Source organism: Pseudomonas sp. S09G 359, from assembly GCF_002843605.1.
GTDB lineage: Bacteria > Pseudomonadota > Gammaproteobacteria > Pseudomonadales > Pseudomonadaceae > Aquipseudomonas.
In genome coordinates this window covers 5,426,612-5,445,573 of sequence record NZ_CP025263.1, presented here as the reverse complement: position 1 = coordinate 5,445,573, position 18,962 = coordinate 5,426,612, and the positions used below count along the sequence as shown (strand labels likewise).

The 18,962-nt window shown below is 60.3% G+C and carries 16 protein-coding genes and 1 pseudogene; 7 read left to right on the top strand and 10 right to left on the bottom strand.

Annotated features, from left to right (window positions below; genetic code table 11):
- Positions 1-3 precede the first annotated feature (3 nt).
- Genes CXQ82_RS24955 through CXQ82_RS24935 form a run of 5 tightly spaced genes read right to left on the bottom strand, consistent with a single transcriptional unit; the run spans position 4 to position 5,347 of the window.
- Positions 4-999: a MoxR family ATPase gene (locus tag CXQ82_RS24955; protein ID WP_101272754.1), complete on the bottom strand. Its 996-nt coding sequence runs from the start codon at positions 997-999 to the stop codon at positions 4-6.
- Entirely contained in the window at positions 996-2,165 is a 1,170-nt protein-coding gene (locus CXQ82_RS24950) for a DUF4350 domain-containing protein (RefSeq protein ID WP_101272753.1), read from the bottom strand. The genes CXQ82_RS24955 and CXQ82_RS24950 overlap by 4 nt, the downstream gene beginning before the upstream one ends.
- Positions 2,162-3,691 (bottom strand): DUF4129 domain-containing protein, encoded by a 1,530-nt coding sequence (locus CXQ82_RS24945; RefSeq protein WP_101272752.1) that lies wholly within the window; start codon positions 3,689-3,691, stop codon positions 2,162-2,164. Before CXQ82_RS24945 ends, CXQ82_RS24950 begins: the two co-directional genes overlap by 4 nt.
- On the bottom strand, positions 3,678-4,658 hold the full coding sequence (locus tag CXQ82_RS24940; protein WP_101273866.1) for a stage II sporulation protein M: 981 nt from the start codon (positions 4,656-4,658) through the stop codon (positions 3,678-3,680). The genes CXQ82_RS24945 and CXQ82_RS24940 overlap by 14 nt, the downstream gene beginning before the upstream one ends.
- Positions 4,655-5,347 carry an RDD family protein gene (locus CXQ82_RS24935; protein ID WP_101272751.1) on the bottom strand — a complete coding sequence of 231 codons (693 nt, stop codon included), beginning with the start codon at positions 5,345-5,347 and terminating at the stop codon, positions 4,655-4,657. Before CXQ82_RS24935 ends, CXQ82_RS24940 begins: the two co-directional genes overlap by 4 nt.
- Before the next feature lie 167 nt (positions 5,348-5,514).
- Here CXQ82_RS24935 and sbcB point away from each other — a divergent pair, with 167 nt between their 5' ends.
- A complete protein-coding gene (gene sbcB, locus CXQ82_RS24930; protein WP_101272750.1) occupies positions 5,515-6,942 on the top strand; it encodes an exodeoxyribonuclease I in 1,428 nt (475 codons plus the stop codon).
- 90 nt (positions 6,943-7,032) lie between these two features.
- On the opposite strand, the gene mvaT is transcribed toward sbcB, so the two are convergent.
- Positions 7,033-7,407, bottom strand: a complete 375-nt coding sequence (mvaT, locus tag CXQ82_RS24925) for a histone-like nucleoid-structuring protein MvaT (protein WP_005790963.1) — start codon at positions 7,405-7,407, stop codon at positions 7,033-7,035.
- Between the two features lie 350 nt (positions 7,408-7,757).
- Here mvaT and purU point away from each other — a divergent pair, with 350 nt between their 5' ends.
- On the top strand, positions 7,758-8,606 hold the full coding sequence (purU, locus tag CXQ82_RS24920; protein WP_015885632.1) for a formyltetrahydrofolate deformylase: 849 nt from the start codon (positions 7,758-7,760) through the stop codon (positions 8,604-8,606).
- 82 nt (positions 8,607-8,688) lie between these two features.
- Positions 8,689-8,859, top strand: coding sequence for a hypothetical protein (locus tag CXQ82_RS31510; protein WP_164444952.1), 171 nt, complete (start codon positions 8,689-8,691; stop codon positions 8,857-8,859).
- Here the strand turns inward: CXQ82_RS31510 and CXQ82_RS32065 are convergent, their stop codons facing one another.
- Both CXQ82_RS32065 and CXQ82_RS32060 read right to left on the bottom strand, forming a co-directional pair.
- Positions 8,860-9,624, bottom strand: coding sequence for a methyl-accepting chemotaxis protein (locus tag CXQ82_RS32065; RefSeq protein WP_371917373.1), 765 nt, complete (start codon positions 9,622-9,624; stop codon positions 8,860-8,862).
- Positions 9,625-9,717: 93 nt separating this feature from the next.
- Positions 9,718-10,749 (bottom strand): annotated as a pseudogene (locus tag CXQ82_RS32060) (cache domain-containing protein); the annotation flags it as partial.
- A 204-nt stretch (positions 10,750-10,953) separates the two neighbouring features.
- On the opposite strand from CXQ82_RS32060, the gene CXQ82_RS24910 reads away from it, so the two are divergent.
- Positions 10,954-12,432 (top strand): helicase HerA-like domain-containing protein, encoded by a 1,479-nt coding sequence (locus CXQ82_RS24910; protein WP_101273865.1) that lies wholly within the window; start codon positions 10,954-10,956, stop codon positions 12,430-12,432.
- A gap of 4 nt (positions 12,433-12,436) precedes the next feature.
- On the opposite strand, the gene CXQ82_RS24905 is transcribed toward CXQ82_RS24910, so the two are convergent.
- Positions 12,437-12,892, bottom strand: a complete 456-nt coding sequence (locus tag CXQ82_RS24905; RefSeq protein WP_101272748.1) for a DUF721 domain-containing protein — start codon at positions 12,890-12,892, stop codon at positions 12,437-12,439.
- A gap of 305 nt (positions 12,893-13,197) precedes the next feature.
- Between CXQ82_RS24905 and secA the strand changes: the two genes are divergently transcribed.
- The 3 genes from secA to CXQ82_RS24890 all read left to right on the top strand — a co-directional run bounded on the left by secA (position 13,198) and on the right by CXQ82_RS24890 (position 18,239).
- The gene (gene secA, locus CXQ82_RS24900; protein WP_101272747.1) at positions 13,198-15,933 is read left to right on the top strand and encodes a preprotein translocase subunit SecA; all 2,736 of its coding nucleotides are present in this window, start codon (positions 13,198-13,200) and stop codon (positions 15,931-15,933) included.
- A 124-nt stretch (positions 15,934-16,057) separates the two neighbouring features.
- On the top strand, positions 16,058-17,275 hold the full coding sequence (gene argJ / locus CXQ82_RS24895) for a bifunctional glutamate N-acetyltransferase/amino-acid acetyltransferase ArgJ (protein WP_101272746.1): 1,218 nt from the start codon (positions 16,058-16,060) through the stop codon (positions 17,273-17,275).
- Between the two features lie 19 nt (positions 17,276-17,294).
- Complete coding sequence (locus CXQ82_RS24890; RefSeq protein WP_101273864.1) at positions 17,295-18,239, top strand: Nudix family hydrolase; 945 nt, start codon at positions 17,295-17,297, stop codon at positions 18,237-18,239.
- Positions 18,240-18,382: 143 nt separating this feature from the next.
- On the opposite strand, the gene CXQ82_RS24885 is transcribed toward CXQ82_RS24890, so the two are convergent.
- A complete protein-coding gene (locus CXQ82_RS24885) occupies positions 18,383-18,961 on the bottom strand; it encodes a cob(I)yrinic acid a,c-diamide adenosyltransferase (protein WP_101272745.1) in 579 nt (192 codons plus the stop codon).
- Position 18,962: the final 1 nt, after the last annotated feature.

The following is an 18,962-nucleotide window of genomic DNA, read 5'->3' as shown; positions in this document are numbered from 1 at the left end:
GCGTCATTGCCGGGGGGCTGGAATCTGGTCCAGCAGTTGCTGGAGCACCTGGTCGACCTCCAATCCGTCGATATCCAGCTCTGGCGCAATCCGCACCCGATGGCGCAGTACCGCAAGGGCGCAGCCCTTGATGTCATCCGGGGTGACGAACTCACCGCCGCGCAAGAGTGCCCGGGCGCGGGCGCCACGGACCAGTGCAATGGAGGCCCGTGGGCCGGCGCCGATGGTCAGCCCGGGCCAGCTGCGGGTGGCTCGGGCCAGGCGTACGGCGTAGTCGAGTACGTGTTCATCCAGGGCAAGTTCACTGGCGATCTGTTGCAATTGCAGTACGTCCTCGGCCAGCAGCACCCTTTGCAGCGGATGCACATCGAGCATGTCGGCCCGGGACGAGCGCGTCACTTCGCGCACCATCTCAAGTTCCTGCTGCGCGTCCGGATAGCCCATGCGTACTTTCAGCATGAAGCGGTCCAGCTCAGCTTCGGGCAGAGGGTAAGTGCCTTCCTGTTCGATGGGGTTCTGGGTCGCCAGCACCATGAACGGCTGGCCGATGGGCAATGCCTCGCCTTCGAGGGTGACTTGCCGTTCCTGCATGGCTTCAAGCAGGGCTGCCTGGGTCTTGGCCGGGGCACGATTGATTTCATCGGCGAGCAACAGGTGGGTGAACACCGGCCCTTTGCGCAACTTGAACTGTTCGGTGTGCAGGTCGTACACGGCGTGTCCGGTTACATCGCTGGGCATCAGGTCGGGTGTGAATTGGATGCGCGCGAAATCGCCATCGAAACAACGCGCCAACGCACGTACCAGCAGCGTTTTGCCCAGGCCCGGCACGCCTTCGAGCAAGACATGGCCGCCAGCAATCAATGCGGTAAGGACATCGTCGATCACCTGGTCCTGGCCAATCACCGCCTTGCGCAATTCGACGCGCAGGGCCTGCGCTTGCTGGCTGGCACGCTGCAGGCTTTCGCTGGTCAGGGCAGTGGCACTTGGAGTTTCGCTCATAGGGCATTCCTGAGTGTTTGCAGGCATGCCACCCGGCGGCTGAAATCGGCGTTTGAAAGCCGTTTTGCCGAGAGTGGGCCGAGGGCCTGGCTGATGACGTGAGAGGGTTGGCGCGTCAGGTGTTCAAGCACCTGCCACTGTCTGTCGTTGTCGAGGTGTTCAAAGCCCGGGTGACGCCGCCGGGCGGTGCGCAGGATGTCGCGCTGCAAGGCGTGCAACAGCGTGCCTTGGCCGCTGCGGCGCAGCAGGAAATCGGCGCTGGCCTTCAGGTGTTCCTGCAACTGTCGACGTGCCTTGGAGGCGGGCGCCTGGATCGGCCCCTGACGCATGCCGACGTGCCAGAGTGCCAGGACGACCGCGGCCAGGAGTGCCACCAGCGCCTGGGGAAAATACCGCACCAGCAGGGTGAACAGATCGTCGACGTCGCTGTTGAACAGCAAGGTCACGGCAGTGCCCTGGTTCAGGTACCACAGCAGCCAGGCATTGTCGTGTTTGCCGATGTCCGGGGTTTTCCACAGGTCACTGTCGGTAATCACCGTGACACTGCCGTCGCCGAGGTCGAGTTGCATCAGGTGGCTCGACCTGGCGCTATTGGCCGAAAATTGCGCCTGGTGCTTGGGGTCGGCGAGGTTGAAGTCGGTGTCGAAGCTGAAATAGGCCGGAGCGGTTTCATTATCGACATACAGCTTGGTCAGATCCGGCGCTTTATTTTTGCGGGCCTTGTCAGGTGCGCTCTCGAGTTCTTCTGGCTCGTCACTCAAGGCCTGGTGGATCGCCAGGCGGTCGAGTAACAGGTCGCCGCTTTTACCCGTTTCTTCATCCCATAGCGCCTCGGCCACCAACAGCAAATGACCGCCGGATTTAGCCCAGCCCAGCAGTTGCTCTACCTGGCGTGGTGACATGTTGCTGCGTTCGCCGAGTATCAACAGGCTGTTGCCCTTTGGCGGCAAGGTAGCCAGCCGCTCCAGGCTATTGGCATGTTCCACGGCTATGCCTTGTTGGCGCAGAAAGTGTTCGGCCGCCAAGTAGGGGTTGGCCAGGGCCTCAGGGGAGGGGCCGCGATCCACCGTTACAGCGTAGGGAATGGCTTTGCTCCAGGCGTAATAGCCGCCGGCACCCAGCAGGCACGCCAGCAACAGCCCTACCCACAATAATGGCCGGTTCATCGGGCGCCTCCCGAATTGAACAGAATGCGCCAGTCATTGCACAACTTTTGCTGGGCTGAGGGCGGGGGAGCGTGATGGCCGTAAGCGAGGTTTTGCCAATGCCGGGTCAACTCCTCGCTGAAGGCTTGCAACTGCGGTTGCTGCAACTGGTGAACACGTTCCAGCACCTGGCTTTCGGTGTCGGCGCTTTTCAGCGGCAGGTTGAAGTCATGCAGCAACCGGCTGAGCAGGCCGCGATACAGAAGGCCCAGGGCTTCCCTTGGCTGGCTGACCCATAATTGTTCGGCAGTGCCGGCGATATCTTCGGGCAAGGTTTCGGTGCCCAGTTCCAGGCCAAACAATTGTGTGGGCGCAGGCTTAGGGGCTTTGGGCTTAGATGGCCCGCGTCGACTGACAAAGGCGTGCAACCAGTCGCGATAACGCCACACCAGCAAGGCCAGGCCACCGAGCAGAAGGCTCCATAACAGCACTTCCAGTCCCAGAGCGATGTGCTTGAAGGTGTTGCTGTTGAAGTTGTCCAGCAGGGCTTGTAGCCAGGCCGGAAGTTTGCCGTCGCTGTGTGCCTTGTTTTTAACCGCAGGTTTATCTTCGCCAAAGCGATAGCGGGTGACGGTTTCCGGGTTTTTGAACGGGGGCTTGTCCAGCAGGGACTTGATTGACTGGTTTGCGCCTTGCGTGCTCAGTGGCTTGGCTGGAATGGACGTGTCGGCCATGGGCGGCGGGCTCAACGGTAACAGCGTCAGCCCGATCACCAGCAATAGCAGGGGCGTCACGCTGCTCAGGCGTTGGCGAAGGCGCCGGAACACCAGCTCCAGGTCCCAGGCTTCCAGTACTGTGCGGCGGTTGAGGTAAAGGCTGAACCCACAGGCGACGTAAATAGGCTCCCAAAACACCAGGATCAGGGCGTAGAAAGCATTACCCAAGTGTTCCAGCCACAGCCCCTCCGAGCCTGTTGCCAATGCGAGGCGCTGCCAATCCCAATCCATTTCGAGCTGCTGGGGAATAAACAGATAGAACAGTGCCATGCAACCGAACCACAGGCCAATCTCCAGATGCACTCCGATGGTGGTCAGCCAGCGCGCGGCACCGGCATTGCGTTGTTGCAACACGCCCAGGCGTTTTTGGCGTGGCTGGCCGTCCAGGCCCTCAAGTTGGCTCACCGGCATGACAAAGCTGCGGCTGAGACTGAAGCGCCGCCAGGTCAGGCTGGCCAGCAACTGGCCCTTGAGCAGGCGCGGCCATTGGCGCACGGCCTGTTTGAGGCTGGGCGTTTCGCCAAATAAGGCCTTGGAAAGAATGTACAGCGGCAGGCGGTCGAAGGCTGGCTTGAACCACCAGAACAGGAACATGGCGGTGGACGGGTATTTCCACAGCAGCGCGGTGAGCAAGGCGAACACCGGTAGACTTACCAGCGCCCAACTGCCCATCAAGAGCAAGCGATGCTCCCGGGCCATTAATACGCCAAGGTCCATGGCTTCCCAGGCGGTACGCGGGCGAATCACCACACTGGCATCACTCAGGCGCATGGCGGTTCCTTCCAGCAAGGCTCAGATAGGCGGCCACCAGCAGCCACAGGGCAGCACCCACCCCGTATTTGACCCAGGGTCGGATCCCGGTGGTGGAGGACCAGTAAGCCTCGATAAACGCGGCGATCAGCAGGAATACCATGACACCACACAGCATCTGCACGCTTTTATGTGCGGCCAGCCGCAACGACTCGCCGCGGGTTAGATGCCCGGGGGCGATCAGCGCCCAGCCCAGTTGCAAGCCGGCAGCACCGGCCAGGGCGATGGCACTCAGTTCGAACGCTCCATGGCCGATGACGAAGGACCAGAAGGTCTGCCCATAACCTATTTCGGTCAGGTGCCCGGAGACCGCTCCGATGATGAGGCCGTTGAAGATCAGGAAGAACACACTGCCCAGGCCGAACAGCAACCCGGCGGCAAACGTCTGGAATGCGATGCCGATGTTGTGCATCACGTAGTAGCCGAACATCATCCAGTCTTCGCTGGAGGCGCGTTCCGCGGCACGGCCCAGGCGGCTTGCATCGGGGTCGTACATGCCCTGCATCTCGGCCACCTGCTGGGGGCTGACGATGCTGTAGATCAGGTCGGGAAACAGGTACACCAGCAGGGCAATGCCCGCCAGGCTGCCAAAGAACATCAGGCTGGCGATCAGCACGAAACGCCACTGTTCGCGCACCAGCCGAGGAAAGCCTGCCAGCACAAAACCCAGGATGTTTGCCGCCAATTGGCTGCGATGCCGGTACAGCTGCTGGTGGCCGCGCAGGGCCAGTTGTTGTAGCGGGTCCACCAGGTAGCTGCTGTAGCCACGCTCCTGGGCCAAGGCCAGGTGTTGGCACAGGCGTCGGTACTGATGAGGGAAGTCGGCCATGTCACTGGCTTTGGCCTTGCCTTGTTCCAACTGCTTCAGTTGTTCGGCAAAGGCGTGCCATTGGGGTTGGTGACGGTTTTCGAAGAGGCTCTGTTTCATGTTGGCCCCAACAGGCCACGGGCCACGCCATTGAGTTGCTCCACGGCGCGGGCCGGGGATACCTGCAGGGGTGTGGCCAGGATCGATGCCAATTCGTGGACCCGTTCGGCGGAGAGCTCAGCCTGACGCTCCGCAAAACCAAGGATGGCCCGCTGCTCGTTCAGGTCCAGGGCAAAGGGCAAGCGCAGTGCCGGCGCCGCAGGCACTTTGGGGCGTACAAGGGGTTGTTCACGGTAGATCACCAGTGTGCCGGCGGCCAGGTCGCCCAGGCGCTTGAAGTGCGGATGCTGCAGGCAACTGATGGCGCCGAGGAAGTAGCCGAAAGGCAGCATGTCGACAAACCGCAGCAGGTTGCGGATGAGTGACGCAGACCAGCCGATCGGGGTGCCGTCGTCCTGGACGACGCGCAGGCCCATCACCTGCTTGCCCGGTGAGCGGCCCTGGTTGAGCACCTCAAAGAGCACCATGTACCACCAACTGATCAGGAACAGCAGCAGCGAGCCCAGGCCGATACCTATATTGCCAAGCAAGGCCAGTGGCACCAGAAGTACACCCATGACCACCCCGCGCAGGCCCAGGTCGAAGGCAAAGGCCAGCACGCGTGGCACCAGGCCGGCCGGGCGCAGGGGCAGGTCGATGCCCTCTGGGGTCTCGATCTGGTAGCGGGTGTCCAATGGGGCTGATGGCATCGCAATCCTTGGCAGTGCAAAGCGGCTGGGAGACACGGATGCTAGCAGTGTCGGCGACGGAAGCAACCACCCAAGGTTTTGCTGGATATTTGTACAGGTTAATCGGTGCTGGCCTCGAAGGTTGTTCAGCGCCTAGACTTCGTTGATCTTCAGTACAGGAATAGCCCGTGACCTCCATTTTCTGGTACGACTATGAAACCACCGGCATCAACCCACGCAGCGATCGCCCGCTTCAGGTAGCCGGTATTCGTACGGACCTCCAACTCAACGAGATCGGCGCCCCGGTCAACCTTTATTGCCAGCCCAGCGAGGATATCCTGCCCCATCCTGCGGCGTGCGCGATTACTGGCATCACCCCTGCAATACTCGCGGAAAAAGGCTTGGCCGAGGCCGACTTCATGACCCGGGTGCATGCCGAACTGGCCGCCCCGGGTACCTGCGGCGCGGGCTACAACACCTTGCGCTTTGACGATGAAATGACGCGCTACAGCCTGTATCGCAACTTTTTCGACCCCTACGCACGGGAGTGGCAGGGCGGTAACAGCCGTTGGGACTTGATCGACGTGGTGCGCACCGCCTACGCCCTGCGCCCGGACGGCATTGAGTGGCCGCAGCAGGATGGGCGCGTTACGCTCAAGCTGGAGCGTTTGACCGCAGCCAACGGTATCGACCATGGCCAGGCCCACGATGCGTTGTCCGACGTGCGTGCCACCATTGCGCTGGCGCGACTGCTCCGCGAGAAGCAACCCAAGCTTTACGAATGGCTGTTCGAGCTACGCAGCAAGCAACGGGTGATGGATCAGGTACGCCTGCTCCAGCCGATGGTGCATATTTCCGGGCGGTTTTCTGCCGAGCGTCATTACCTGGGCGTTGTATTGCCGCTGGCCTGGCACCCGCGCAATCGCAATGCGCTGATCGTCTGCGACCTTGGGCTCGACCCCCAAGGGCTGCTGGACCTTGATGCGAATGCCTTGCGCCAACGTCTGTACACCCGCCGTGACGAGCTTGCCGAGGGCGAACTGCCGGTGCCGCTCAAGTTGGTGCATATCAACCGTTGCCCGGTGGTCGCGCCGTTGAATGTGCTGCGGGCCGAAGACCGTGAGCGTCTGAACTTGGATATGAATCTTTATCAGGAGCGTGCGCTGCGGCTAACTGACGCACAGGAACTTTGGCGCGATAAGTTGGCGGCCATTTACGCTGAGGAAGATTTTGTACCAAGTGCAGACCCGGAACAGCAGCTTTACGACGGTTTTATCGGCGATCGCGATCGGCGTTTATGTGAACAAGTCCGGGCTGCCGAGCCGGCGCAATTAGCACGCCAGCAGTGGCCTTTTGATGATCCGCGTTTGCCTGAATTATTGTTTCGCTATCGCGCACGCAACTTCCCCGATACGTTGAACAACGAGGAGCAACAACGCTGGAGTCTTTTCTGTCAGCAACGTTTGTCAGACCCTGAAATGGGCGCTCCGAATACCCTTGAGGTATTTAACCAGGCGCGGCAGGAGTTGGCCGTAAGTGCTACACCGTTTCAGCGTGGGGTGCTGGAGCAGTGGCAGGAATATGCCGATTCTTTAGCCGCACGGGTGAATGTGTAGGCGTTTTTTTACAGGACATTCAGGCATTAAAAAACGCCAGCAAGCTGGCGTTTTTTAATCTGTCGCGTATCTGGCGCAGGCCTTTTGAGCTTAGCCCAGCAGGGTAGCCCAGCCTTCAACCACGTCGCCGCCCCACTTGGCTTTCCATTCTTTCAGGGTCTTGTGGTTGCCGCCTTTGGTTTCAATCACTTCGCCGTTGTGCGGGTTTTTGTATTGTTTGACCTTGCGCGCACGCTTGGTGCCGGTAGTTTTCACAGCGCCACGTGGTGCTTTAACTTTCGACTCTGGATCCAGCAGCGCGATGATGTCACGCAGGGATTTGGAGTATTCACCCATCAGGGTGCGCAATTTGCCTTCGAATTCCAGCTCGGTTTGCAGTTTGTCGTCTTGGGACAGGTTTTTCAAACGGGCTTGCAGCTCTTTGATAGCTTCTTCGGTGGCACGGTATTCGTTGATCAGAGACATGGGGACTACCTTATGTAGAGCGCTGATTGACAGGGAGAGTGGCCCAATAATAGTCAGGCGGTTTGCCCAAGTAAACATTTAAGGTCGCATTTATGTGAATTACGTTGAATGTTTGTAGCAAAGCTATGCAAACGAGTTAATTAGTAGGTCGTAGAGCTAAAGATAATCTCCCTGATTAGTCGACGAACTGCCAAAGGGTGACGCAGTAGATTCATATTAAGGTGGTAAACCTCAGGTGAGTAAGGGACATGGCGTGGGCCGGCGATCAGAATAAGCGTTAACGAATACTGCAGTTTTCCTGCGTAATCGCTAGAATGGCGGCCTTTGCGAAGTTCTGGAGTTTTCCCCTAATGCGCACTTTTCGGCTGGTGATTGCTTGCCCGGACCGGGTCGGCATCGTTGCCAAAGTCAGTAACTTTCTGGCCTCCCACAACGGTTGGATCACCGAGGCGAGTCATCACTCGGACAATCTCAGCGGTTGGTTCTTCATGCGTCACGAAATTCGTGCCGATACGCTGCCCTTTGGCCTCGAGGCGTTCCGCGAGGCCTTTGCGCCGATCGCCGAAGAGTTTTCGATGACCTGGCACATCACCGACACCGAGCAGAAAAAACGCGTGGTGTTGATGGCCAGTCGCGAATCCCACTGCCTGGCCGACTTGCTGCACCGCTGGCACAGCGATGAACTGGACTGCGAGATCGCCTGTGTGATCTCCAACCATGACGACCTGCGCAGCATGGTCGAATGGCATGGCATCCCGTACTACCATGTGCCGGTCAACCCGCAGGACAAGGAGCCGGCTTTCGCTGAGGTGTCCCGACTGGTCAAGCAGCACGAAGCCGACGTGGTAGTGCTGGCGCGCTACATGCAGATCCTGCCGCCGGAACTGTGTCGCGAATACGCCGGCAAGGTGATCAACATTCATCACAGCTTCCTGCCATCGTTTGTGGGTGCCAAGCCGTACCATCAGGCTTCCTTGCGCGGAGTGAAGTTGATCGGCGCAACCTGCCACTACGTTACTGAAGAGCTGGATGCCGGTCCGATCATCGAGCAGGACGTGGTGCGTGTCAGCCACAGCGACAGCATTGAAGACATGGTGCGTTTCGGCCGTGACGTCGAGAAGATGGTCCTGGCCCGTGGCCTGCGTTATCACCTGGAAGACCGCGTGTTGGTGCACGGCAACAAGACTGTCGTGTTCTGATCAAGGCGATTGAAGAATCAAGGGCCGGGGCGTTAAATCGTCCCAGGCCCTTTTTCTTTGCCTGATGTTTGAGGACTGAGCGATGAATGACCCACTGGATAAAGCCACCTCGAAAGCCCCAGCGACACTGGGCGAGGGCTGTTTGAGTCGCTATGACCCGGATGAACTGGGCAGTGAGGACGGCACCGAATTTCCCGGTGCCGCCGAGTTGTGGGAACGAGAGAAGCGCAAGCCCGAGTCCGAGGACGAGTGATCAGATCCGGAAACTGCCCACCAACTGTTTCAGTCGCGCGGCCTGCTGTTCCAGGTCGGCGCAGGCGCGCAGGGTCGATTGCAGGTTTTCCACACCTTCCTGGTTGAGGGTGTTGATCTCGGTGATATCCATGTTGATCGACTCGACTACCGAGGTCTGCTCCTCGGTGGCAGTGGCCACCGACTGGTTCATGCCGTCGATCTCGCCAATGCGCAGGGTCACGCTGTTCAAGCGCTCGCCGGCCAGGTTGGCGATTTCCACGCTGTCATGGCTGTGGCGCTGGCTTTCGCCCATGGTGCTGACCGAGTCCCGGGCGCCGACTTGTAGCTCCTCAATCATTGTTTGCACTTGTTGCGCCGATTCCTGGGTGCGGTGGGCAAGGTTGCGCACCTCATCGGCGACTACCGCAAACCCGCGCCCGGCTTCGCCTGCGCGGGCCGCCTCGATGGCCGCGTTCAGTGCCAGCAGGTTGGTCTGCTGGGAAATGCTGGTGATCACTTCAAGAATCTGGCCGATATTCACGGTTTTGCTGTTGAGCGCTTCGATATTGCTGCTGGACGCGCTGATCATCGCGGACAGTTGGGTCATCGCCTTGATATTGCGTTCAACCACCTGTTGACCGTCTTCGGCCAACTGTCTTGCATCGGTGGCCTGGTTGGAAGCTTGCGCCGCGTTACGGGCGATTTCCTGCGCGGCCGCGCCCAGTTCGTTAATGGCGGCAGCGACACTGTTGGTGCGGTTGGCTTGCTCGTCGGAGTTGACCATCGATGAGTTGGACGCGCTGACCACCCGCAATGCCACTTCATTGACCTGCTCGGTGGCCGAGGACACTTCGCGGATCGAGGTGTGAATCCGCTCCACGAACCGGTTGAAAGCGTTACCCAGCGTGCCGAACTCATCGTGGTTCTGGATGGCCAGGCGGCGGGTCAGGTCGCCCTCGCCATCGGCGATGTCCTGCATGGCGCGGGTCATCACATGCAGCGGTTGCAACAGCACGCGGATCAGCATGCCAAGCAGGGCGATGATGATCGCCACGGCAATGAGTGTGGCGATGATGGCCGAGGTGCGGAATTCGCTGAGCATGGCGAAGGATTTGTCTTTGTCCACGGAAATACCGAGGTACCAATTCACTGAAGGCAGGCCCTTGATCGGCGTAAAGGTCACGATAGTATCCTTGCCGTTGGCCTCGACTTCGCTGGAGCCACCACTGATCTTCGGTGTGTTTTTCGGGTACACGTCGGCCAGGGTCTTCATCACCAGGTTTTTGTCCGGATGCACCAGCACCTTACCGTCGGCACTGACCAAAAAGGCATAGCCGCGGCCGCCGAAGTTCAGCGCGCCAATGTTATCCACCAGGGTTTGCAGGCTGAGGTCGCCCCCGACCACGCCGATGCTTTGGCTGCCGTTGCTGCTTGGGGTGGCAATGGAAATGATCAGCTTGCCGGTGGCGGCATCGATATAGGGTTCGGTCAGCGTTGAACCGTTGCTGCTCTGCGCGCCCTTGTACCAGGGCCGCACACGCGGGTCGAAACCGTCCGGCATCTTGGTGTCGGGGCGGATGGTGAACGCGCCTTTACTGTCGCCGACGTAGGTGGCCATGAACGAGGAGGTCAGGGTTTTCTGGTCCAGCAGGCTGGCTACTGCGGACGACTCAGGGTTGACCGCGATGTTTTGCGCAGCGTTTTCCACCAGGGCAATGCGCCCGGTGAGCCAGGTCTGAATGCTGCCGGCGGTGACATCGCCCATTTCCTGCAGGTAATTGTCGAGGTCGCTGCGAATGGCGTTGCGTTGCAGGTAGTCGTTGTAGAGGGTAAAGAGCGCGAAAGCGGCGATGACGATAAGCGAGGCTGCAAGCAGGATTTTGTGGCTGAAACGCAGATTTTTATTCATGGCTTGTAGGGTCCGCTAAGGTCTTAATATCCGAAGCGCGTCCTCGTGGGATGCGCAAAATGGCAGCGTCAAAAAAGGTGTGATATTTCTTGTGGTAGTTCTAAGGGGCCCTGTAGGAATTACCCGACCTATTTTTAGACTTTGTGGGTCTCACACTGGCCTGTATCGACCTGGCGACACTAAAGATTAACCATGGGTGACGAAATGCCTGACTCCACGCAACTCCTTATCGGCGCAGACCTTTCCGGCCAGCCCATCGCCCAGGCTATGCGCCTGGCCAACCGTCACGGGCTGATTGCCGGCGCGACCGGCACGGGCAAGACCGTCACATTGCAGCGCCTGGCCGAAGCCTTCAGTGATGCCGGCGTGGCGGTGTTCGCCGCCGACATCAAGGGAGACCTGTGCGGCCTGGGCGCGGCCGCCAACCCGCAGGGCAAGGTCGCCGAGCGTATCGCCGGCATGCCATTCCTTAATTACACGGCCAAGGCTTATCCGGTCACGCTGTGGGATATCCACGGGCAGTCCGGTCATCCGTTGCGCACCACGATCAGTGAAATGGGCCCGTTGCTGCTCGGCAGCCTGCTGGAACTGACCGACAGCCAACAGTCGGCCCTGTATGCGGCATTCAAGGTGGCAGACCGTGAAGGTCTGTTGCTGCTGGACCTCAAAGACCTCAAGGCGCTGCTCAACCATCTGCGTTATCACCCCGAGTTGCTGGGGGACGATGCCGCGTTGATGACCACCGGTTCCAGCCAGGCCCTGTTGCGACGTCTGGCAGTGCTGGAACAGCAGGGCGCCGAAGCCCTGTTTGGCGAGCCGGCCTTGCAGCTTGAGGATATTTTGCAACCTGCCAGCGACGGGCGCGGACGTATCCATCTGTTGGACGCCAGCCGTCTGGTGCATGAAGCGCCGAAGGTGTACGCGACCTTCCTGTTGTGGTTGCTGGCGGAACTGTTCGAGCAGTTGCCGGAGCGCGGTGATGCCGACAAACCCTTGCTGGCGCTGTTCTTTGATGAGGCCCATTTGTTGTTTGCCGATACGCCCAAGGCGCTGCAAGAGCGCCTGGAGCAAGTGGTGCGGCTGATTCGCTCCAAAGGTGTCGGCGTGTATTTTGTCACGCAATCGCCGGGCGACCTGCCTGATACCGTGCTGGCCCAGCTTGGCCTGCGTATCCAGCACGGCCTGCGCGCATTCACCACTAAAGAGCAGAAATCCCTGCGGGCGGTGGCGGACGGTTTCCGGCCAAACCCGGCGTTTGAGGCCTTGGCGGTATTGACCGAGTTGGGCACCGGTGAGGCATTGGTGGGCACCTTGCAGGAAAAAGGCACGCCAGAAATGGTCCAGCGCGTGCTGGTGGCGCCGCCGCAATCGCGAATCGGGCCGTTGAGCGAAGCCGAGCGCGCCGCGCTGGTGGCCAGTTCGCCGCTGTTGGGGCGCTATGACAAGCCGGTCGACCGCGAGTCCGCCTATGAGGTGCTGATGGCGCGCAAGGAACTGGGGCCCGCCGAGGACGCCAAGCCTGGCGCCGATGAGCCGAGCTTTACCGACAAGGCCGGGGCGTTTCTGGGTACAACGGCAGGTAAAGCGCTGAAATCAGCCATGCAGCAAGCCGCCAATCAGATGGGGCGGCAACTGGTGCGAGGTTTGTTGGGGGCGCTGCTGGGCGGCAGCAAGCGCAAGTAGTGGCTCAGGCCTTGGGCTTGGCGTGGGCGGCCAACCGCTCCAATGCGGCGCGCAAGCCTGGGTCGCTGATCCCGTCGGCCGTCGCCTGAATGGTTTCGGCCGCAATCGCTGACAAATCCATGGTGTGCCCCACCGCGCCCTGCTGGACGGTGGGCGGTTGCACCTTGAACTGGATGCGCGTCAGGCTGGCGAACTCATCAAATACCAACAATTGACGCTGCAGGCGTTTTTGCTGGTAGCGCAAACGGGTCGCCCAGTGGCCGTCGGTGACAATTAATAGCAAATTACCTTCGCGCCACGACGCCACATGGCAGTGTTCGCGTGCGGCGGGTTGCAGCTGGCTTTCGAGCAGGCGTTGCAAATGGCCCAAGCGTTGCGCATGGCCAAAGATGGCTTTCAACGGCTTGGCTTCGCGAAGCAACACGCTGGGAGCGCGGGCTGTAAGAGGGCGAAATGCCATGTTTAGACACCTTAGGTAACAGAGCAGTCATCTTAACAGAAAGCGCCTGTACGCCCCCATCAGATGCATCCACGGGACTTTGCCCGCGAAATCAATAGGTAACTTCTGCGTTCCATGGGTTGAAGTTCCAGCAAAAGCCCTTATTTTAAACAAGCACTCTCACGGGCCCATGCCAGCATCGGGGAACAACGCCACTTTCCTCACCCACGAATCCGGGTAGAATGCGCGTTCGCATGCGGCCGTGAGGGCTGCTCGGGCCACTCACGGTGCGCCCTCCATCCCTATGTGTGGAAGAACCTGCCGATATGTTTGCGCCTTTGTTAAAGAAACTTTTTGGAAGCAAGAATGAGCGCGAAGTCAAACGCATGCTCAAGACGGTGCAGCTGGTCAATGCCTTCGAAGAGCAGATGGTTGCCCTTTCGGACGAGCAATTGCGCGCCAAGACCGAAGAGTTCAAGGCCCGCATAGCCAAAGGTGAAACCCTCGACAAGCTGCTTCCCGAAGCCTTTGCGGTCGCCCGTGAAGCCGGTAAGCGTGTCATGGGCATGCGCCACTTCGACGTCCAGTTGATCGGCGGCATGACCTTGCATGAAGGCATGATTGCCGAAATGCGTACCGGTGAAGGCAAGACTCTGGTGGCTACCCTGGGTGTTTACCTCAACGCATTGTCCGGCAAGGGCGTGCACGTTGTGACGGTGAACGACTACCTGGCCCGCCGGGACGCCAACTGGATGCGCCCGCTGTATGAATACCTCGGCCTGACCGTCGGCGTAGTAACGCCGTTCCAGCCGCCGGAAGAAAAGCGCGCGGCCTACGCCTGCGACATTACCTACGGCACCAACAACGAATTCGGTTTCGACTACCTGCGCGACAACATGGCGTTCAGCATGGATGAAAAATTCCAGCGCGAACTCAACTTTGCCGTGATCGACGAAGTCGACTCCATTCTTATCGACGAAGCCCGTACCCCGCTGATCATCTCCGGCCAGGCCGAAGACAGCTCGCGCCTGTACACCGAGATCAACAAGTTGATCCCGCGTCTGGAGCAGCACATCGAGGAAGTGGAAGGCGTGGTGACCAAAGAAGGTCACTTCAGCATCGACGAGAAGACCCGCCAGGTCGAACTCAACGAAGCCGGTCACCAGTTCGTAGAAGAGATGCTGACCCAGATCGGCGAGCTGGCCGAGGGTGAAAGCCTGTATTCGGCACACAACCTGGGCCTGTTGACCCACGTTTACGCCGGCCTGCGCGCCCACAAGCTGTTCCATCGCAACGTCGAATACATCGTGCAGGACGGCCAGGTCGTGCTGGTTGACGAACACACCGGCCGTACCATGCCGGGTCGTCGTCTGTCCGAAGGCCTGCACCAGGCCATCGAAGCGAAGGAACACCTCAACATCCAGGCCGAAAGCCAGACGTTGGCGTCCACGACCTTCCAGAACTACTTCCGTCTGTACAACAAACTGTCCGGCATGACCGGTACGGCCGACACCGAAGCGTTCGAGTTCCACCAGATCTACAGCCTGGCCGTGATGGTGATCCCACCGAACAAGCCGCTGGCGCGTAAAGACTTCAACGACCTGGTGTTCCTGACTGCCGAAGAGAAATACGCGGCAATCATCAACGACATCAAGGATGGCTTGGCCCAGGGTCGTCCGATCCTGGTCGGTACCGCCACCATCGAGACTTCCGAGCACGTGTCCAACCTGCTCAACAAGGAAGGCATCGAGCACAAGGTCCTCAACGCCAAGTTCCACGAAAAAGAAGCCGAGATCATCGCCCAGGCCGGTCGCCCAGGCGCACTGACCATCGCCACCAACATGGCCGGTCGTGGTACCGACATTCTGTTGGGCGGTAACTGGGAAGTGGAAGTCGCGGCGCTGGAAAACCCAAGCCCCGAGCAAATTGCCCAGATCAAGGCCGACTGGCAGAAACGCCACCAGGCCGTGCTGGAATCCGGTGGCTTGCAGGTGATCGCTTCCGAGCGTCACGAATCGCGCCGTATCGACAACCAGCTGCGTGGCCGTGCCGGTCGCCAGGGTGACGCCGGTTCGAGCCGCTTCTACCTGTCCCTGGAAGATAGCCTGATGCGCATCTTCGCCTCGGATCGGGTGAAGAACTTCATGAAGGCCCTGGGCATGCAGTCCGGTGAGGCGATCGAGCACCGCATGGTGACCAACGCCATCGAGAAGGCCCAGCGCAAGGTCGAAGGCCGCAACTTCGATATTCGTAAGCAACTGCTTGAGTTCGATGACGTCAACAACGAACAGCGTAAAGTGATCTATCACATGCGTAACACGTTGCTGGCCGCCGACAACATTGGCGAAACCATTGCCGATTTCCGTCAGGACGTGCTCAACGCCACCGTCAGCGCACACATCCCGCCACAGTCCCTGCCTGAGCAGTGGGATGTTGCCGGCCTGGAAGCGGCGTTGAAGAGCGACTTCGGTGTCGACTTGCCGGTCCAGCAGTGGCTGGACGAAGACGACCATCTGTACGAAGAGACGCTGCGCGAGAAGCTGATGACCGAGCTGCTGGCCGCGTACAACGAGAAAGAAGAGCAGGCGAGTGCCGAAGCACTGCGCACCTTCGAGAAGCAAATCGTACTGCGCGTGCTGGACGACCTGTGGAAAGACCACCTGTCGACCATGGACCACCTGCGTCACGGCATCCACCTGCGTGGCTATGCCCAGAAGAACCCGAAGCAAGAGTACAAGCGCGAGTCGTTCACGCTGTTCTCCGAGCTGCTGGATTCGATCAAGCGCGATTCGATTCGCGTGCTGTCCCACGTTCAGGTGCGTCGCGAAGACCCGATCGAGGAAGAAGCCCGCCTGCGTCAGGAAGCCGAGGCACTGGCGGCGCGCATGCAGTTCCAGCACGACGAAGCACCGGGCCTGGAAGCCCCTGAAGTATTGGGCGAGGAGGTCGATGTGGCCTTGGCTCAAACCCCGGTTCGCAACGATCAGAAACTGGGCCGCAACGAACTGTGCTGGTGTGGTTCGGGCAAGAAGTTCAAACACTGCCACGGCGAAATCAACTAAGATTTTTGCCTGACGCTGCTACACCCTGCGCCGCGACCGGCCTCTGCCGTCGCGGCGTTTTTGCCATTAATTTCACCGTCGATAATGACGGCACAGACATCATCTATTTTTAAGGAGCGCATTCATGGCTGTTGGTCTTGGTCCTTTGCCCACATTGCACCCGGTTGCCGGTTTTGAACTCGGTATCGCTTCGGCCGGCATCAAGCGCCCGGGGCGCAAGGATGTGGTGGTGATGCGCTGTGCCGAAGGCTCGACCGTCGCGGGTGTGTTCACCCTCAACGCCTTCTGCGCTGCACCGGTAATCCTGGCCAAGCAGCGTGTTGCAGGCTCTATCCGCTACCTGCTGACCAACACCGGCAACGCCAACGCCGGTACCGGCGAACCTGGCCTGGTGGCTGCTGCACGCACCTGCGCCAAGCTGGCTCAGTTGACCGGTGTGGACGCCAGCCAAGTGCTGCCGTACTCCACCGGTGTTATCGGCGAGCCGCTGCCGGTCGAGAAAATCGAAGGCGCGCTGCAAGCCGCGCTGGATGACCTGTCTGTGGATAACTGGGCGGCCGCCGCGACCGGCATCATGACCACCGACACCCTGCCAAAAGGCGCGAGCCGCCAGTTCGTGCACGACGGCGTGACCGTGACCGTGACCGGTATCAGCAAGGGCGCGGGCATGATCCGCCCGAACATGGCGACCATGCTCGGTTACATCGCCACCGACGCCAAAGTTTCCCGCGATGTGCTGCAAAGCCTGATCCTGGACGGTGCCAACAAGTCGTTCAACCGCATCACCATCGATGGCGACACTTCGACCAACGACTGCTGCATGCTGATCGCCACCGGCCAGGCCAACGTGCCGGAAATCACCTATGCCAGCGGGCCGCTGTTCACCGCCTTGAAGCAAGCCGTGTTCGAGGTGTGCATGGAGGTCGCCCAGGCCATCGTGCGTGACGGCGAAGGCGCGACCAAATTCGTTACCGTTGAAGTCAACGGCGGCGGCAACCACCAGGAATGCCTGGATGTGGGTTACACCGTGGCCCACTCGCCACTGATCAAGACCGCATTGTTCGCCTCTGACCCGAACTGGGGCCGTATCCTCGCCGCCGTCGGCCGGGCGGGCGTGCCGGACCTGGACGTGAGCAAGATCGACGTGTTCCTCGGTGACGTGTGCATCGCCAGCCGTGGCGCCCGCGCCGAGAGTTACACCGAAGCCCAGGGCTCGGCGGTGATGCAGCAGGAAGAAATCACCATCCGTATCGAGTTGGGTCGTGGCGAGTGCAGCGAAACCATCTGGACCACTGACCTGTCCCACGAGTACGTGAAGATCAATGCGGAATACCGCACCTGATAGCAAGAGGATGAGCGCGGTGAAACGAGTGCATGTAGCAGCAGCGGTGATCCGCGGCGTCGACGGCAGGATCCTGCTGGCGCGCCGTGCCGATACCCAGCATCAGGGCGGCCTCTGGGAGTTTCCCGGCGGCAAGGTGGAGGCCGATGAGTCGGTCGCCACGGCCTTGTCCCGCGAATTGCAGGAAGAACTGGGTATCCAGGTCACCACGGCGCGGCCGCTGATCAAGGTGCAACACGACTACCCCGACAAACAGGTGTTGCTGGATGTCTGGGAAGTGTCGGCCTTTACCGGCGAGCCCCACGGTGTTGAAGGGCAGCCGCTGGAATGGGTGGCCCCTCGGGACCTGATCAACTATGAGTTCCCGGCGGCGAACGCGCCGATTGTGGCTGCTGCACGCCTGCCTGCGGACTACCTGATCACCCCAGGCGAGCTGGAAGGTCCGGCGCTGTTGCGCGGCATTCAGAAAGCCATTGCTGGCGGTATCAAGCTGGTTCAATTGCGTGCACCCAATGGTTACGACCCCAAATACCGTGACTTGGCGGTGGACGCAGTAGGCCTGTGCGCGGGCAAGGCGCAGTTGATGCTCAAAGGCCCGTTTGAGTGGCTCGGGGATTTCCCGGCGGCCGGCTGGCACATGACCTCGGCGCAATTGCGTAAGTATGCGAGCAAGGGCCGACCACTGCCGAAGGATCGCTGGTTGGCGGCTTCTTGCCACAACGCCGAAGAGCTGGCGCTGGCGGAATTGATGGATGTGGATTTTGTCACGCTGTCGCCGGTGCAACCGACTCAGACTCATCCGGATGCACAGCCGTTGGGTTGGGAGCAGGCGGCAGGGTTGATCAGCGGGTTCAGCAAGCCGGTGTTTCTGTTGGGCGGGGTTGGGCCGGCTGAGCGGGAGCAAGCTTGGGAGGCTGGGGCACAGGGGGTTGCTGGTATCAGAGCGTTCTGGCCGGAAGCTTGATAGGGTTCTGACTGGCCTCATCGGGGGCAAGCCCCCTCCCACATTTGACCGAGTTCCACCCTTGAAATGCAGGCCAGTGTGGGAGGGGCGGTGCGACGATTCGACTTGCCCCCGATGAGGCCCTATCAGTCACCTGAAAAACATCAGTGCGGTTTAGCCGCCGCCTGCCACAACACCTCCGCCACACCCTGGCGCCTGGCAATCACCCGGGCCGCTACAAACAGCAAATCCGACAACCTATTGATATACGCCAACCCCACACCTTCCAGCGGTTCGAGCGCATTCAAGTGCTGACAGCGCCGCTCGGCACTGCGCGCCAGGCTGCGGCATACATGGGCCTGGGCGATCAACGCTGAGCCCCCGGGCAGGATGAAATTTTCCAACGGCCCGACCTCTTCATTCCAGCGATCGATCGCTGCTTCCAGCCGATCCACCTCCGCCGCGTTCAGCGCCTTGTACACCGGCATCGCCAGTTCGCCGCCCAAGTCAAACAGACGATGCTGGCACGGGCTCAGTACCTCGATCACATCCTTCAGTTCCGGGTGCTGGCCACTCTGTTCCTCAAGGCCGGCCAACAGCAACCCCAGTTGACTGTTCAGCGTATCGACTTCGCCAATGGCCTCCACCCGCGGGTGGTCCTTGGGCACGCGGCGGCCGTCGCCAAGGCCGGTTTCGCCCTTGTCACCGGTGCGGGTGTAAATCTTCGACAGGCGAAAGCCCATG